Below are 15,481 nucleotides of genomic sequence, written 5' to 3' on the forward strand. Positions count from 1 at the left end.
CCGCCGCAACACGGCAGGGCCGCCCGAGCGGAGTGCGAGCTGACGGATGAAGGACGCGCTGCAGAAATTGTCGCGCATGGCGCCACGCAATGGCACAGCAGGTCCTCGCAAGCGCCGTCCGCTGAGCGCGGCGCAGAAGGCGGCGCTGGTCGCAGCGCTGGCCGGCCGCCTGCAGTTCTACCCGCGCGGATATGCCGCAAGCAAAACGGGCCCGTTCCATTCGCGGCGCGCCGTGCTTTCGCTCGCGCGTGCCGGCCTGCTGAGCTTCAGCGCGACGATGCGCTACGCGGCTGCAACGGCGCGGGCACGTGAAATCTACTCGGACACGGAAGCCGGTGACGCCGCTGAGCAGGTGGAGCGGCTGGAGGCCAAGCGCCGCGCTCCGCGCCGCGGGCAGATGAGCGAGGGCGCCGCGCGCGACGACGGCGCCTGACGTCCTTCAGCGTTGCGCCGCGCGACGGATGCGGGCGGCAGAAAGCGAGGATGCATGCTCGTTCACTGCCCGACCGGAAGCTGGAATTCGCCTCGATCGACGCGCTGCGCGACTATCTCGCCGCACGTCCACGTGATGGCGCCGATGCGTCCGCCGCCGCGCGCCCGGCTTGAGCCACCCGATAACATGATGGTGCCACCGCACGTTGTGCGTTAGGTTCTCCCGACAGTGCCGCCCGCGCCGATGGCGGTGGCGTGATGAATTCGCCTTCCGGGAGGAGACCGTCATGTCCGATCCGCAACGCCGGGAATTTCTTGCCGTGACCGCTGCCATCGCCTCATTGGCCGCGCTGAGCGGATCGCAGCCGGCGGTCGCCGGCGATCCGAGCTTCATGAACAATGTCCCGGATCCCGACCTGTCGGGCAAGGAGCTCCCGACCTTCAAGTTCGCGCTGGAGAAATCGACCGGCAAGGTGATCGGCAATAGCTTCGGCAAGGAGGCGACGGTTGCGCAACTGCCGATCTCCAAGGGCATCGCCGGCGTTTCGATGCGGCTCGAGCCCGGCGCGATGCGCGAGCTGCACTGGCACGCCACCGCGGCCGAATGGGCCTTCGTGATCGAAGGCCGCGTCCGCACCACGGTGATCGATCCTCAAGGCCTTGCCGAGACCAACGACTTCGATCCCGGCGATGTCTGGTACTTTCCGCGCGGGCACGGGCACATGCTGCAATGCCTCGGCGACAAGCCCTGCCATTTCATCCTGATCTTCGACAACGGCTACTTCTCCGAGTTCGGCACCTTCTCGATCACCGACTGGATCGGACACGCATCGGCGCCGCTGCTGGCAAAGAACTTCGGCCTTCCGGAATCAGCGTTTGCGAGCTTCCCGAAGGAGGAAGTGTATTTCGCACGCGGCGCGCTGCCGCCGGCCGAGCCGTCGGTGCCGCTGCAAGGATGGAGGCTGCCGCCGGAGACGCACAGATACCGCATGCTGGCGCAGCCACCGCACGCGACCTATCCCGGCGGCCGCGAGTGGCGGGTGGATTCCAGCCGCTTCCCGATTTCGAAGACGATCACCGGCGTCGTGCTCGACCTCGATCCCGGCGCGCTGCGTACGCTGCATTGGCACCCGAACGCCGACGAGTGGCAATATGTCCTCGCCGGCAATGTCAGCGTCACTTTGTTCGGCTCGCATGGGCGCTTCCGCACCGAGCAGCTTGAACAAGGCGACGTCGGCTGTATCCCGCAGGGCTATGGGCACTCGATCGAGAACACCGGTGACAAGCCGGCGCGCATCCTGATCGGATTCAACGCCGGCATCTACGAAACCATCGACCTCACGCAATGGATCGCCGGCAACCCGCCCGACGTGCTCGCCACCAATTTCGGGCAAGCCCTCGCGCTGATGCAAAAGCTGCCGCGCCAGGACGTGTTCATCGCCGACGAGAGCGGGCGCGGGTGACAGCCGGGCGCCCCGAGGCGCCGCCCCTCACCAACCGGTGATCACACGTCCGGGTGCGCGATCGAGACGATTACCACCGCATCCTTGGCGCGAATTGTCCCCTACTCGTCCCGAACAGGCATTTCGTGGGCCATTACCAAGGGCTAGCATGCCACCACATCGGTCGGAGGAGCTGCGACGGAAATGTCCCACAACCAAACCGCATTGATCGTCATTGACGCGCAGGAGTCGTTTCGGCATCGGCCCTTCTTCCGCAACGATGATCTGCCGCACTTCGTCGAACGGCTTCAGGCGCTGGTCGACGGCGCGAGGTCCCAAGGGATACCGATCGTCCAGATCTTCCATGTCGCCGACGAGGGACCGTTCTCCGAACGTTCGGGACACGTGTCCACCCTTGCACCGCTGCAGATCGAGCCGAACGCCGTTTTCCGCAAGCGCAGGCATAGTGCATTTGTCGGAAGCGGTCTCGCCGTCTGGCTGACCGCAAACGGCATCCGCCGCCTGATCATCTCGGGAATCAGAACCGAGCAATGCTGCGAGACCACGACCCGCCACGGCTCCGATCTTGGCTACACCGTCGACTACGTCACGGAAGCCACCTTGACCTTTCCGATGACCGACAGCTTGGGCCGAACCATCAGCGCCGCCGAGATCAGGGCCCGCACCGAACTGGTGCTTGCCGGGCGTTTCGCGCGCATCGTCACCGTCGAGCAAGCCCTCGCTCCGGAACGATCGCCGATCGCAGCATGACCGATCCTTCACGAGGACGCAGGGACGTCTCTGTCACTGTCATCATCCCGCCGCAGGCGCTACTACTCGATGTCGCGGGACCGATGGAGGTGCTGCGCCGGGCCAACCTGGAACAGACAACGGTCCGCTTCGTCGTCAACTATGTCGGGCCCGCACCGGTCAGCGACAGCTCGGTCGGTCTCCCGCTCGGCGGCATCGAACCGTTGCCAGAGCATCTTGAGGCCGGCGCATTGGTGGTCATCTGCGGCAGTACCGACAAGCCGCTCGGATTTCTTCCAAACAACGGCGTGAGCAAGGACGTCCCGCTGCTCGAAGAGAAGATTGTAGCCTGGCTGCGGCGCGCGATCGGTCCGGACGTTCGGCTCATCTGCATCTGTTCGGGCGCCCTGCTGGCGGCTCGCGCAAGTCTGCTGGACGGCTATGAATGCACAACGCACCACGGAACGATCGAGGAGCTGGCTCGCCTAGCCCCCCGCGCCCGCATTCTGGACAACCGCCTCTACGTCGAGGACCGCGATCGCCTTACCAGCGCCGGGATCACCGCCGGCATCGACCTGATGCTCCATGTCGTCGCGGAGATAGCCGGACATGCCTGCGCCTTGGCCGTGGCCCGATATCTCGTGGTCTATTTGCGACGGACCGGCGCGGATCCGCAGCTTTCGCCGTGGCTTGAAGGGCGCAACCACATCCATCCGGCGGTTCATCGCCTGCAGGATGCCATCGCCGCCGATCCCGCACGCCACTGGTCGGTCGGCGCGCTTGCAAAGGTCGCCTCTACCAGCCCGCGGAACCTGTCTCGCCTGTTCAACGATCACGCCGGCATGAGTGTCACGGCATTCGTGAACCGTATGCGCATCGCGGTGGCGCATGAGCTGGTGACCGAATCGCGACTTGATATCGAGACGGTCGCAGAACGAGCCGGCTTCGCGTCGGCGCGACAGCTCAGGCGGGCCTGGAACCGACTGCATGACCTGCCGCCGGCAATGACCCGGACGGCGGTCGGCAGGTAGATTTTTCGTCGGCATAGCTGATCATTGCCTCGTGATCGGGAAGAGAGGCGTGTCGCGGGCGATCTACGAGTCCGAAGCGGCCGAGCTCGAGGTCATTCGCGGGGCGTCCGCCTTCTCGTCGATGCTGCGCGACGTCGAAGCGAAATTCGAGAGCCTGCGCCTCGAGATGCAGGCCGAGCGGATCAGACTGCTGTTCGGGCAAGGCAAGGCACGTGACGGCCTCAGCCTCGGGGACGCACAGCGCATCATGTGGATGTACACCAGTCGCGACGTCTACCGGTTGCTGGTGACCGAAGGCGGCTGGTCATCAGACCAATACGAAGCCTGGCTGTCCGGCGCGCTGCTCGACGCGCTCGTCAAACCGGAAGCCAGGCCAAGCGACCGCGTCGTCACGCCGTAGCGCGGCTCGACTTCCTGTATTCGGCGGTCTCGGTGCGAAGCAGGTCGCAGAACTGAAGCGCGAGACGGCTCTGCGGACGTTGCGAGGGCGACAACAGCACCGTGGTGATCTCGAGCCGCGGCACGAACGGCTTGAGCACGATCCTGGAGCTGGAGAAGTCCCGCGCCACGATCGGGTCGACGATCGAGAATCCGAGCCCCTGCGCGACAAGGCCGCAGCGCTGCATGCTGTACTGGATTTCCGCGATGGTCCTGACCTCGACCTTCGCGTCGTCGAAGATGCGTTCGAGGCGAGCGCGCTGGGGTGCGCCCCGGGGTGGTGCGATCATCGCTTCTCCGCGCAGGTCTTGCGGCGCGATCGATCGCCTGGACCTCAGCCGATGCTGGCGGGGCAGGACGCAGACCGCATCCGTCGTCATCAGGAGCTCGTCGTCAACAGCAGTAAACCCCGCGATCGGCCGCGCCAACCCGACGTCGCACTGGCCGGCGGCGACGAGGCTCCAGACGCTTTCCGGGCTGTGCACGGCCACGGAAACGACGATGCCCGGATTCTTCTTCGAGAACACGCTGACGATCCGCGGCATCAGTGAATAGGTGAAGGCCGGTAGGCACGCGATCCGGAGCGTTCCGCTGCCGCGCTCGCGAATGCTTCGCGCGGTGCGCGCCAGATATTCGAGGCCGACCTGATTGCGTTCGACCTCCTGCAGGAAGATCGCTCCCTCCGGCGTCAACGTGACGCCGCCGCGCCCACGCTCGAACAATGCAAAGCCGATCTCGCGCTCGAGCCGCGCGATGGCGCGGCTGACGAAGGGTTGCCCGACGCGAAGACTGAGGGCGGCCCGCGTGATCCCGTTGTGGCGCACCACCTCGCGAAACAGATCGATGTGTCTCGGATTCAGCGACATGACCAAATTGCATATGAACTGCTTATGCGGTCATTTGACGGCATGGAGGTTCGATGCGTCAATAGGGCATGCATTCGCCGAACAGCCAGGCAAGCCTCGCCACCGACCGCGTCCTGCTGCGCAGGATGACCGGTCCGGAGCCGTCGCACATCGCGGCCCTCAGCGAAGCGGGCCTGCTGCGGCCCCTCGACCGGGGCGGCAGCGATCGACCGAATGCCGCGCGGTTCGCGGCCACGCTGGAACGGCTGCGTGCGACAGTCACGTTCGCGCTCGAGGCCGCGGGCACCGGCGACCTGCTCGGTCTCACCGGATTCTCTGCGATCGAAGCGGACGAGAAGCGGGTCACCCTCGCGCCGATCTGGACCATCGCTGGATGGGACGACCTCGCACTCGCAAGCCATGTCCTCCATTTGATGACGCGGTATGCGTTCGAGGTGCTCGCAGTCGAGCGGTGCGAAGCGCATCTCGATTGGCGCCTCAGGAACATGCTCGATCTCTACACGAGCCTCGGCTTCCGCTGCGAGGGCCGGCTCCGCGCCTATTTCGCCGCCGACACTTGCGCGTCCGCCGATGCGGCAGTCCTGAGCGTGGTTCGTGCCGAATGGCAACAGGTGGCGCAGCGCCAGCGCAAGGTTCTTGCCGGCGAGGACTGGCGCCACCGGCTGCCGTCCGATCGTCTCCCGTGAGCTGACGCACGGGAGGCGGATCGGCCGTCTCCCGACCGGCTAGAGCATGATCCGGAAAAGTGTGAAGCGGTTTTCCGAAAAGATCATGCTCAAACAAGAAGCTAAAGCGCGATGACGATTCAACCTAATCTCATCGCGCTTTAGAACTTCCAGCTGAGATCGGCCTTGACGCCGTTGTCCTGAACGCGCCTGGCGATCTGGCCGGTATAGGCGACGCCGAAGGTAACGTTGCGGGCGAGGTTGAGATCGAACCCCGCATCGATCGCGGCCGCATCGCGCGCGATCGGCAGGCCGGCCACCGTGAAGACGTTGCTGCCGGCAAGCGTCATCGCCGTCGTCGGCGTCACGTCGCCATAGCCGTGGCGCCAGCCGAGCATGCCCTTCAAGGTCGCGTCGAGACCGGCGACCTCCAGCCCGAACGCGCCACGCAGACCGAGTGTCGAGAAGCCGACACCGGTGTTGGTGGACGCAACCGTGAGCGCGGCGGCGCCGCCCCGCTCGGCAAAGCCATGGCCCTGCACATTGACATAGGCCAGCACTGCGAACGGTTCGAGCGCAGCCCGTCTCGTCAGGTCGATGCGATAACCGACCTCGCCGAACACCTGGGCCGTGTTGGCGCCATAGCCTGCCGCCAGCGCGTCGGTGAAGCTGGGGATCGCCACCGTGCGGCTGCTGTCGACGCGGTCGCCAGCTATAGGCCGCGCCGCTGCGGAAGCCGAGTGCGCCCCACTGGGCACCGGCAAAACCGCCCACATGGTAGCTGTCGACCGACGCGCTTGCGGTCGGCCCGCCCAAATTCGAATGGGTGTAGCCGCTGAGCACGCCGACGCGCCAGTCCTCGGCGACGCGCGCGTCGAGACCGGAGAAGAAGCCACCGGTGTTGTGCGACAGCGCGGCGGCGTTACCATCGCTTTTGCTCTCGCCCCAGGATCCGATGACGCGCCCCCACGCAGCAAACGCGGCGTCGGGCTGCACGGTTGCAGGATCGGCCGCATAGGCCATCGCCGACCTGCCGCCGGTGCCGACGCTACGGAACGCCTCGCGCAGGCGGTCGATCGCGGCAGCGCGCAGGAAGCGGCTGTCCTCGACCAGTGCACCGGCGGTCGAGGGATGGATATCGCCGGACACCTGGTCGAAGGCTGCGCGGGCCTGCGCGGCGTTCAGCGTCACCACGGCATTCCAGAGCGGGTTGCCGTAGCCGAGCTGATCAACGCCGCCTCCGGTCGCGATCTGGTTGCGCGTCACGCCGACGCTGGCGAAGCTCGCGGCGTTGCGCGTCATGGTGAGATAGACGTCGTTGGCGTCGTAGCTCAGCGATGGCGTCAGGAAGGCGGCATCCGACGTGGCGCCTGCGAAGCTGCCGGTGACGCCCCCGGCAGAGGTCAGGATCGTGTATTTGTTGCTGCCGGTATAGACGCCGGGAAGCGGCTGCGCCGCGACCGTGCCGCCGTTGAGGGTGGTCGTTCCGGCAACGGCCAGTTTGTCCGAATTGCCCTTGGCGTCCAGCTGCACCTGATAGAACGAGCCGGCATTGAAGGTGGCGTTGCCGGCGACGTTCAGCGTACCGATCGAATTGCCGGGCGCGACCGTGCCGCCGCTCAGGACCGTCAGCTTGCCGACGACGCCATTGCCGCCGAGCGCACCGGCCGAGACGGTGGCTTGCGCATTGGCGAGCGAACCGTTGACGGAGAGAAGGCCCCCGATGACGAGCGCGGTGCCGGTGAAGCCACTGGAATCCCCGGTCAGGATGGTATGGCCTGCCAGCTGGTAGAGATGACCGCTTCCGAACATCGGGGTCGCGAAGCTGTAATTGGCGTCGGTGTGGTTGAACACCAGCCCACCGGCGCCCGCGCCGAACACAATCGAGGGCGCCGTCACCGTACCGGACGCAGATGCCGCGGAGCCGATCTGCGACCCGATCACCAGGAAGCCGTTCGCGCCGGCGTTCTCGGCAATCATGATCGGGCTGCCAGCCACCACGTTGCCGCCGTTGCTGACGTCGACCACGCCGGTGCCGTAGGAGCCGATGGTCAGGCTGTTGGGGACTCCGGTGCGGCCGGTGGTGGTGAAGGTCGAGCCGGAACCGCTGACATTGACGGTGCCGATGTCGGCGGCATTGGCGCCAACCAGTCCGGTGACGGCGGTGACGGCGCCGCCGTTGGTCACATCAAGGCGCGAGCCCGCGCCGCTCGATCCAACAGTGAGGCTCCGGACCTGCATTGTCGATCCGGCGCCGTCGACCGTGCCCATGCCCGCACCCGCACCATTTCCAAAGCTCATATTGCTATTGCCGGCGACGATCGCACCACCATTCGTGACCGCGACGGTCCCGCTCCCGTTGTTGAAGCCGACGTTGAAGAAGCCGCTGCTCACGACGAGCTTCGAACCCGCGCCAGTGACCGTCGTCGTGCCATTGCCATTGAACCCGGTGGTCAGGCCGTTGGCGACGTTGACCTGGCCGCCGTGCGAGATCGTCAGCGCGCCGGTGCCCATATGGCCGACGTCGGTGCCGCCGTTGAGCGTCAGCAGCGAGCCCGCGCCATCGACCGTCACAATACCCTGGCTGCCGGCGTTCAGGCCGATGCTGGTGAAACCGTTGACGGTGACGCTGCCGCCGGCTGCGACGTTGAGCGTGCCGGTGCCGCCATAGCCGACCTGGAGCGACCCGCTGAAGCCGCTGCCGACGGTCAGGCTGGCCCCCGCGCCGGTCACGCTCACCGTACCAGTACTGTTCGCGGCGGTCGCGATCGAGAGGCTGGTATTGGCCGTCACGGTGCCGCCGGACTGGACAGTGAGCGTGTCCTTGGCCGGATAGGTGCCGACGAAGATCTGATCCGCGGTCAACGCCGCGGCGTTGCTGACATTGATGGCGCCGCTGCCGCCGAAGCCGGCATAGACGCGGCCGGACGCGTTCAGTGACGTGCCGCTGCCGGAAAGATTGAGCGTGCCACTGGAATTGGCGGCGTTGCCCAAGATCACGTCGCCATTCACCGTTCCGTGCGCACCGGACGCCAGGTTCAGGGTCCCGGTGCCGTTCCAGCCGACGACGAGCATCGCCGTGCCGGCTCCCGTGCCGACCACGAGGTTTGAGCTGGCACCGCTGACGGAGACCGTTCCGTTTCCGCCGTTGGCCAGGCCGAGGAATAGCCCGTTGTTCGCGACCAGCGCTCCGCCGTTGGAGACCGAGACCGAGCCGGTGCCGGCCCAGCCGACGGTGGTGGCGTTTACGGAGTACAGTACGGATTTCACGCCATCGACGGTGACGGTGCCGGTCGACCCGGTGCCCACGCCGAAGGCCAACCCGGTTGCGGAGGCAGCGCCACCATTGCTGATGTTCAGCGTGCCCGCACCGGAGTAGCCAACCAGGATGGTGCCCTGTGACCCTATCCCGTAGAACTGCGCCCCCGCCCCGTCGACAGTGACTAGTCCGGACGACCCCGCCTGCTGGCCAATGACCACCGTCCCGCCGCTCACGATGGCGCCGGAGGACACATTCACCGTCCCCTTGCCGAAATTGCCGACGGACAGCGACGCATCAAGGGGCGTTCCCAGGCCGCCCCAAGCCGAGCCTCCGGTCGTTACCCAGACTGCGCCTGCACCGGTCGCCGTGACCGTTCCATTGGCCCCTGATTGAAAGCCGATATAGCCGTAAGACGTTGCCAACCCGGCGTTGGAACTGATGGTGAATGAACCGTTGCTGGCCGCGCCAACGAACAAGGCGCCGGTCGTTGTGGTCGACGTGCCCGACAGCACCGGCGAATTCGGCGTCTTGCCGTCGATGACCATCCAGTCCGTCGTCGTGATCGGCACGCCGTTGTTCCAGTTGGTGCCGGTCTGCCAGTCGCTCGACGTCGCGCCTGTCCAGTTGTCTACCGCAAGCGCCCGCGACATGCTTGTGGCGCCAACCAACGCTGTGATGCCCAATAGGGCCATCACATAGCGAGCGACATGCGACCGATTGGGCATGCAAACGAACATCACAACTGTTGCCTTTCATAGACGAAGGGCCGCCGGAAGGAATCGGCAGCATCTGTCGAACACGATGAAAGGACTACGGAATTGCGGGTTTCGCGTCTTGCACTGACGGGCAGCGGATCAGGACTGCCAGGAAGTCCGTGATAGAATTCGCACTTGTGGTGAAATAATCACAAATCGGCCGCGTCGCAGCCCGGAGCGCAAGCACGCATCACGCGCCGCCGCGACAGGCCGTCGGTGACAGGCCATAGCGGCGGCGGAAGCAGCGGTTGAAATAGGATACTTCATTGAAACCGCACGAGAGCGCGATCTCACCGATCTTGAGGTGATCGTGCCCGCGGTTTGACAGCATGGCGTGCGCCTTTTCCAGTCGAAGGTCCAGCACTCGCTCGGCGAGCGTCTTGCCGGTTTCGTAAAGCAGGTCATTGACGTAGCGCGACGTCACCCCGTGAGCGCGCGCAACCTGCCCGGACGAGAAGGCTGGATCGTCGAAGCCGTTCTTGATGGCGAGGAGTACTTCTCTCAATCGCGCGGCCCGCAACCCGCGACCACTCGCGACCTCGGCCGCGTCGCGTTGCGCGCCGAGCGCCAATACCGCGAGATCCACCAGCGTCGTGTCGATGTGTTTGACGAGCGCCGGATCATCGCCGATGCCATCGTCTTGCATGAGAAACTGCAGGTACCTCCGGAGGTAGACCATGCTGGGGTGGCCGGCATTCAGCCTCGTCGCGACGAGATCTTCGACATCCGGCACTGCGGATAATAGTTGATCGGAGGGCAACAGCACACTCAGCGCACCTGTCCCAGGCAGCAGCTCGACCGTCCCCAGATCGGCGAGCGATGCCAAAAAGGCACCATCGCCGGTTGTAATGATATCCTTTCCGCACTGGCTCAGTCTGCGTCCCCCTCCACCCAGATCGAAACTGAGGAATAAGCCGCGATTGTCGGTGACACGCGCTGACAAACCCCTCAGCGAGGAAGCAGCTCCGCGAAATTGCGTAATCACCGCAGACGCGAGCGGCAGAACTTCATAACAGGCCGAAAATGGCCGGTCCGAAAATCGAGCCACGTCCGTCGGACGGATAACGTCGTTGTAGATATCGCGCCACTGCGAAAAGCGGGCACGATCGTCGAGCGCCGCCGGCAGATCGTCTGACGAAAATGCAATGCGCTTCATGCAGCTTTGAGGCCGATCCCGCTCAGGCCGTTCGCGGGCTGTTGCGACGATCGGCGGTCGGCGACAATCCGAAGCAGCGGTTGACGCAAGAGATTTCGTCGAATCCGCGTGCGCGCGCGATCAAGGTCCGAACCGCGCCGGGAGCGCGTCCCGTCGTCGAGTTTTGCGGGAGTTGGATGGTTGCGGAAACGATCCTGCTCATCACTGAAAGTGCAAATCGCAATCGTCAGAACCGGTCATGCGGGGCCGACTGGAATAAAATTCCCACCAAGCAAAGCAGCGGCAACATACAATCCCTTCGTCACGAGCTCAAGGAAGCTCGCGCGACGAAATTGCCGTGGTCTAACGCCCTGGTTCTCTTGAGATCAAGCCAGGTGCCTGACAGTGCAAGGGGACGGCTGTAGCTAACACGATCCGGCACCAGCCGAGCATCGCTCGCGCGCTGGTCTTCCGCACGCCCCCGGCTACGAGCCTTATCGATGGCTGGGCTGGTGCGGTGTGATCGTCTGCGGAGCGTGAGCGCCGCAGACCTTCCGCCGACATGCATGCTATGGCAAGACCATCCGCCGCCAATCCTTGGGCGGTAACGAAACGAACCGGCTGATCCTCAGGCGCTCAAGGCGGGATAATCGACGTAGCCCTGCGCGGCGCCGCCAAAGAAGGTGTTACGGTCTGCATCATTCATCGGCGCATTCGCCTTCAGCCGCGCGACGAAATCCGGATTGGCGAGGACCATCTGGCCGTAGGCTTCCAGATCGGCCAGCCCCGATGCCACGTCGGCGCCGATCTGGTCGCGCGAGCGGCCCGGCCGGTTCAGGATCAGCGGCTGCTTCCAGAGCTTGCGGATGTCGGTCAGAAGCGGCTCGTTGCCGTGATGCAAGATATGCAGATAGGCGAGACCAAGCTTGTCGAGTTCGGCGCCCAGATAGCGGCAGAGATCCGGCCCTTCAGCGCCTTCGTCGATGCCCCACATCGCCGTGCCGGGAGACAGGCGGATCGCCGTCCGGTCCGCGCCGATCTCATCGGCAACGGCTGACGTCACCTCGATGGCGAAACGCGCGCGGTTTTCGATCGACCCGCCATATTCATCGGTGCGCGCGTTGGCGCTCGGAGCGAAGAACTGATGAACCAGATAGCCGTTTGCGCCGTGGATCTCGACACCATCGGCACCAGCCTCGATGGCGCGGCGCGCCGAGGTGCGGAAATCCTGAACGGTCTGCCGCACTTCCGCGGTGGTCAGGGCGCGCGGCGCGGGGATGTCCTGCATGCCCTTCGCGGTGAACATCGGCGCTCCCGGCGCGATCGCGGACGGCGCAACGCCTTGACGATGATGTGGCGTGTTGTCGGGATGCGACATGCGCCCGGCGTGCATCAGCTGGATGAAGACATGGCCGCCCGCATCATGCACGGCCGACGTGACCTTCTTCCAGCCACCGACATGCGCGTCGGTGTAGATGCCCGGCGTCGCGAGATAGCCCTGCCCATCGTCCGACGGCTGGGTGCCCTCGGTGACGATCAGGCCGACGCTGGCGCGCTCGGCGTAATAGCGGGCGGCGAGGTCGCCCGGCACGCCTGCGTAGTCCGCCCTGGAGCGGGTCATCGGCGCCATGACGAGGCGGTTAGACAGCGTGGTGCGGCCAACGCGAACAGACGAGAACAATCGGTTCATGGAATGAATTCCCTGTCAGAGACGATGAAGGGAAAGATGGGCTCTCCATCTGCGGGATAAATCTGCTAATACTGAAATGATTGATCCATTAATGGAGCAATCATGGAACTGCTCAACGACATGGCGCTGTTCGTCGAGGTCGTGAAAGCCCGGAGTTTCCGCCGGGCGGCGCATACGATCGGCGTGCCCAACTCCACCTTGTCGCGACGGATCAGCGGCCTCGAGAAGGCGATCGGGTTGCGGCTTCTGCACCGCACGACGCGCAAGATCGAACTGACCGAAGCAGGCCAGCTCTACTTCGAGCGTTGCAGGCGCATCGTCGACGAGGCGCGGTTAGCCCACGAGCAACTCGGTGAGATGCTTGCCCAGCCAAGCGGCGTCTTGCGCGTGTCCCTGCCGGTGGATTTCGCCATGACTTTTCTTGCGCCTCAATTGGCGGAATTCACCCGACGCTATCCCGGGATCAGCTTCGAATTCGACCTGACGCCACGGCGAGTCGATCTGGTCGCCGAGCCGTTCGACGTGGCGATCCGCATGGGCGAGCTGCCGGATTCGACCCTGATCGCGCGCAAGCTCGCCGAGATTCCGCGCTATCTCTTCGCCTCGCCGCGCTATCTCGCGCTGTCAGGCGAACCGAGCCGCCCCGCCGACCTGGACAAGCATGAATGTCTCGACTTCCCGAGGGGCGGCGCCTGGACGTTGCGTGACGGGGTGCAATCGGTGGATGTGACCGTGGGCGGCCGTTTCCGGCTCAACAGCATCGGCATGATCCGGCGCATGGCCCTGCTGGACCTGGGCATCGCCATGCTGGCGGACGCCATCGTCGCCGAGGATCTGGCGGACGGGCGGTTGCGTCGCGTGCTGCCGAAATGGCAGGCGACGCCGGTCGCCGTGCACGCCGTCACCGAGACGCGTCTGCTACCAGCAAAAACGCAGCGTTTCATCGAGTTCTTGAGTGAGTGCCTGAACCGGGCGTGACCATTCGGCGAGACGCGGCGCTTGCGTGCCCGCGCAGGAGTCATGACACCGGCCGCGATCCGACGCGGCCCTATTGCTTCGGGCCGACGGTCCCGGTTTCCCTGAGCCTTGCCGATCTCACCCAGCCCGAGACGTTGCTGCCGGTTCTGGGATTTGTGTACATCACCGACGACCAGCCATCATGGGTTCGGGCGTAGGTGACGAGCTCGTCATCCGGGATGACGAACACGCCGCTGATCGGACAGTGCAGGTTCGGCGCCGAATAGAACTGCAGCCGCCCGGTGCCGGTCACGGCGCTTGCGAGCGGCGGCGAAAACATCGGGACACCCTTGCTGCCTGCCTGCGGCTCCCTGCAGCTTGCCGGCGTCTCCGCGCGCACGGACGCGCCGAGCGACCCCAGCACGATGGCACTGCAGACGATGCAGGCGAGGATGGCCCTGTCCGACATCATTTCATTCTCCCGGGACCGCGCGCGGGGCGGTCACATTGTTCCAATGCCGGGTTTGTCGTCGATCGGCGCCAACAGGTTCTGGGAGTTACGGCGGACGGAAAATACCGCCGCCCCACTCCAATAAACAATTGAAATATTGTTAGATTTTTAAACCATCGCCTTAGCCGGCATTCAGCGTCCACGCCTGAGGGAACGGAGAATCCCGTCCGACAGCGCTGTTTTCCGTCAGCGGATCGAACATCCGCCCGGCGCCGGCGCGGCAGAGCCACCCCGAACCGATCTGTGTCCAACGGGACAAGGTTCTCGCGCGCCTCTTCGTGCGTTTGAAGGACGCGGCCGCCCGACGCTTACGCTAGCGTGACGGTCGAGGACGCATCATGAACCAAACAGCAAGCGCTGCAAATTCGTCGCGTATGGCGTCGCTGGATCTGTTGAGACTGCTGGCAGCGCTGGCTGTTGTCTTCTTCCACTATTGCTTTCGCGGCAAGATCGCAGGCGATCTCGACAGCGGGTACGCCGCGGCGGCGCCGTTCGCCATCTACGGCTATCTCGGCGTCAACCTGTTCTTTCTGATCAGCGGCTTCGTGATCTCCTGGTCGGCCGAGGGGCGAAACTGGCAGGAGTTTTCCGTCGCGCGCTTCGTTCGACTCTATCCCGGATTTCTCGTCTGCATGACGGCCACGTTCGTCGTGCTCGCGATTGCCCGCGATCCGCGTTTCCCGACCGATCTTCTGACCTATGCCGCCAATCTTTCGATGTTCGCGCCCGCCTTTGGCCGGCTTGCGATGGACGGCGTCTATTGGTCGATCATGCTGGAGATCGTGTTTTACGGCTGGTTCGCCGCGCTGATCTTCGCCGGCGTCTATCCACGCCGAAAGCTCACCATTGTCGCCGTCTGGCTGGCAGTTTCCGCGCTGAACGAGACCCTCCTCGGTAGCGGCGCGCTGCGCATCCTGTTGGTGACGGCCTATGCGCCGTTCTTTGCCAGCGGAATCCTGGCCTATCACCTGGTTTCAAGAGGCCGCTCGCCGCAAGTGCTGGCGCTTCTCGCAGCGTCGTTCCTGCTGTCGTGCAAGACCATCACCTTCTCGCAGAACTGGATGATCGCGCATCTTGGAGTCGCGCCGTCCTACCTTCACCTCGTCGCCGCGAATGTCGCAGTGCACGCGATCTTTGCCGGCGCAATCCTGCTCCGATCCGTCGTGCGTCCGTCGCCGACGATACTGATGCTGGGCGGCCTGACCTACCCGCTCTATCTGTTGCACCAATTCATCGGCTACATCCTGCTCAATGCGCTTGCACCGCACATCGGCAAGTATGCCGCGTTCATGCTCGTTCTGGCCGGAATGCTCATCGCCTCATTCCTCGTCTGGCGCTTCGTAGAAATGCCGGTCCGCAAACCGCTGATTAAAGGGCTGATGTCCGTCATGACCCGCCTGACAGCAGGCTCTCGGCTTCAGCTGCATCGTTACTTCATCCCGACAGGGCAGATCAGTGCATCACCGGCGGCGCAAGAAGCGAGGTCTCTCGATCGCTTCGCCGGGCCCGAAAGTTGAAAGCCTCAAACCGTCCGCGTGTTCTCGATC

At 64.7% G+C, this 15,481-nt stretch carries 14 protein-coding genes and 1 pseudogene; 9 read left to right on the top strand and 6 right to left on the bottom strand.

Annotated elements, in window-relative coordinates; genetic code table 11:
* Positions 1–46: 46 nt before the first annotated feature.
* From ACFFWD_RS06385 to ACFFWD_RS06410, 6 genes are all read left to right on the top strand, one after another.
* Entirely contained in the window at positions 47–433 is a 387-nt protein-coding gene (locus ACFFWD_RS06385) for a hypothetical protein (protein WP_376962595.1), read from the top strand.
* Positions 434–483: 50 nt separating this feature from the next.
* Positions 484–606, top strand: a complete 123-nt coding sequence (locus tag ACFFWD_RS06390; protein ID WP_376962597.1) for a hypothetical protein — start codon at positions 484–486, stop codon at positions 604–606.
* A gap of 113 nt (positions 607–719) precedes the next feature.
* Positions 720–1,895, top strand: a complete 1,176-nt coding sequence (locus ACFFWD_RS06395) for a cupin domain-containing protein (protein WP_376962599.1) — start codon at positions 720–722, stop codon at positions 1,893–1,895.
* A gap of 183 nt (positions 1,896–2,078) precedes the next feature.
* Positions 2,079–2,645, top strand: coding sequence for a cysteine hydrolase family protein (locus ACFFWD_RS06400; protein WP_376962601.1), 567 nt, complete (start codon positions 2,079–2,081; stop codon positions 2,643–2,645).
* Positions 2,642–3,655, top strand: coding sequence for a GlxA family transcriptional regulator (locus ACFFWD_RS06405; protein WP_376962603.1), 1,014 nt, complete (start codon positions 2,642–2,644; stop codon positions 3,653–3,655). Before ACFFWD_RS06400 ends, ACFFWD_RS06405 begins: the two co-directional genes overlap by 4 nt.
* Before the next feature lie 49 nt (positions 3,656–3,704).
* Positions 3,705–4,055, top strand: coding sequence for a hypothetical protein (locus ACFFWD_RS06410; RefSeq protein ID WP_376962605.1), 351 nt, complete (start codon positions 3,705–3,707; stop codon positions 4,053–4,055).
* Here ACFFWD_RS06410 and ACFFWD_RS06415 read toward each other — a convergent pair.
* Positions 4,045–4,959 carry a LysR substrate-binding domain-containing protein gene (locus tag ACFFWD_RS06415; RefSeq protein ID WP_376962607.1) on the bottom strand — a complete coding sequence of 305 codons (915 nt, stop codon included), beginning with the start codon at positions 4,957–4,959 and terminating at the stop codon, positions 4,045–4,047. The two genes, ACFFWD_RS06410 and ACFFWD_RS06415, sit on opposite strands and share 11 nt — an antisense overlap.
* A 68-nt stretch (positions 4,960–5,027) precedes the next feature.
* Between ACFFWD_RS06415 and ACFFWD_RS06420 the strand changes: the two genes are divergently transcribed.
* Positions 5,028–5,645, top strand: a complete 618-nt coding sequence (locus tag ACFFWD_RS06420; RefSeq protein WP_376962609.1) for a GNAT family N-acetyltransferase — start codon at positions 5,028–5,030, stop codon at positions 5,643–5,645.
* 140 nt (positions 5,646–5,785) lie between these two features.
* Here ACFFWD_RS06420 and ACFFWD_RS06425 read toward each other — a convergent pair whose 3' ends face one another.
* From ACFFWD_RS06425 to ACFFWD_RS06440, 4 genes and pseudogenes are all read right to left on the bottom strand, one after another.
* Complete coding sequence (locus tag ACFFWD_RS06425) at positions 5,786–6,400, bottom strand: autotransporter outer membrane beta-barrel domain-containing protein (RefSeq protein ID WP_376962769.1); 615 nt, start codon at positions 6,398–6,400, stop codon at positions 5,786–5,788.
* Positions 6,339–9,623 (bottom strand): annotated as a pseudogene (locus ACFFWD_RS06430) (autotransporter outer membrane beta-barrel domain-containing protein); the annotation flags it as partial. The pseudogene ACFFWD_RS06430 and the gene ACFFWD_RS06425, both read right to left, overlap by 62 nt.
* Positions 9,624–9,831: 208 nt before the next feature.
* Positions 9,832–10,797, bottom strand: coding sequence for an AraC family transcriptional regulator (locus tag ACFFWD_RS06435; protein ID WP_376962611.1), 966 nt, complete (start codon positions 10,795–10,797; stop codon positions 9,832–9,834).
* A gap of 607 nt (positions 10,798–11,404) precedes the next feature.
* Positions 11,405–12,466, bottom strand: a complete 1,062-nt coding sequence (locus ACFFWD_RS06440; protein ID WP_376962613.1) for an alkene reductase — start codon at positions 12,464–12,466, stop codon at positions 11,405–11,407.
* A gap of 102 nt (positions 12,467–12,568) precedes the next feature.
* Between ACFFWD_RS06440 and ACFFWD_RS06445 the strand changes: the two genes are divergently transcribed.
* On the top strand, positions 12,569–13,444 hold the full coding sequence (locus ACFFWD_RS06445) for a LysR family transcriptional regulator (protein WP_376962615.1): 876 nt from the start codon (positions 12,569–12,571) through the stop codon (positions 13,442–13,444).
* A gap of 70 nt (positions 13,445–13,514) precedes the next feature.
* Here the strand turns inward: ACFFWD_RS06445 and ACFFWD_RS06450 are convergent, their stop codons facing one another.
* A complete protein-coding gene (locus ACFFWD_RS06450) occupies positions 13,515–13,895 on the bottom strand; it encodes a hypothetical protein (protein WP_376962617.1) in 381 nt (126 codons plus the stop codon).
* Positions 13,896–14,272: 377 nt separating this feature from the next.
* Here ACFFWD_RS06450 and ACFFWD_RS06455 point away from each other — a divergent pair, with 377 nt between their 5' ends.
* The gene (locus tag ACFFWD_RS06455) at positions 14,273–15,451 is read left to right on the top strand and encodes an acyltransferase family protein (RefSeq protein WP_376962619.1); all 1,179 of its coding nucleotides are present in this window, start codon (positions 14,273–14,275) and stop codon (positions 15,449–15,451) included.
* Positions 15,452–15,481 lie beyond the last annotated feature (30 nt).

Source organism: Bradyrhizobium erythrophlei (assembly GCF_042430365.1).
Taxonomy (GTDB): Bacteria; Pseudomonadota; Alphaproteobacteria; order Rhizobiales; family Xanthobacteraceae; genus Bradyrhizobium; species Bradyrhizobium erythrophlei.

Excerpts from the sequence above, each read along its gene's own strand:
- ACFFWD_RS06385 (WP_376962595.1), top strand. The coding sequence starts at position 47 with ATGAAGGACGCGCTGCAGAAATTGTCGCGCATGGCGCCACGCAATGGC.
- ACFFWD_RS06390 (WP_376962597.1), top strand. The coding sequence starts at position 484 with ATGCATGCTCGTTCACTGCCCGACCGGAAGCTGGAATTCGCCTCGATC.
- ACFFWD_RS06435 (WP_376962611.1), bottom strand. The coding sequence starts at position 10,797 with ATGAAGCGCATTGCATTTTCGTCAGACGATCTGCCGGCGGCGCTCGAC.
- ACFFWD_RS06405 (WP_376962603.1), top strand. The coding sequence starts at position 2,642 with ATGACCGATCCTTCACGAGGACGCAGGGACGTCTCTGTCACTGTCATC.
- ACFFWD_RS06400 (WP_376962601.1), top strand. The coding sequence starts at position 2,079 with ATGTCCCACAACCAAACCGCATTGATCGTCATTGACGCGCAGGAGTCG.
- ACFFWD_RS06440 (WP_376962613.1), bottom strand. The coding sequence starts at position 12,466 with ATGAACCGATTGTTCTCGTCTGTTCGCGTTGGCCGCACCACGCTGTCT.
- ACFFWD_RS06450 (WP_376962617.1), bottom strand. The coding sequence starts at position 13,895 with ATGATGTCGGACAGGGCCATCCTCGCCTGCATCGTCTGCAGTGCCATC.
- ACFFWD_RS06395 (WP_376962599.1), top strand. The coding sequence starts at position 720 with ATGTCCGATCCGCAACGCCGGGAATTTCTTGCCGTGACCGCTGCCATC.
- ACFFWD_RS06415 (WP_376962607.1), bottom strand. The coding sequence starts at position 4,959 with ATGTCGCTGAATCCGAGACACATCGATCTGTTTCGCGAGGTGGTGCGC.
- ACFFWD_RS06420 (WP_376962609.1), top strand. The coding sequence starts at position 5,028 with ATGCATTCGCCGAACAGCCAGGCAAGCCTCGCCACCGACCGCGTCCTG.
- ACFFWD_RS06425 (WP_376962769.1), bottom strand. The coding sequence starts at position 6,400 with ATGTGGGCGGTTTTGCCGGTGCCCAGTGGGGCGCACTCGGCTTCCGCA.
- ACFFWD_RS06445 (WP_376962615.1), top strand. The coding sequence starts at position 12,569 with ATGGAACTGCTCAACGACATGGCGCTGTTCGTCGAGGTCGTGAAAGCC.
- ACFFWD_RS06455 (WP_376962619.1), top strand. The coding sequence starts at position 14,273 with ATGAACCAAACAGCAAGCGCTGCAAATTCGTCGCGTATGGCGTCGCTG.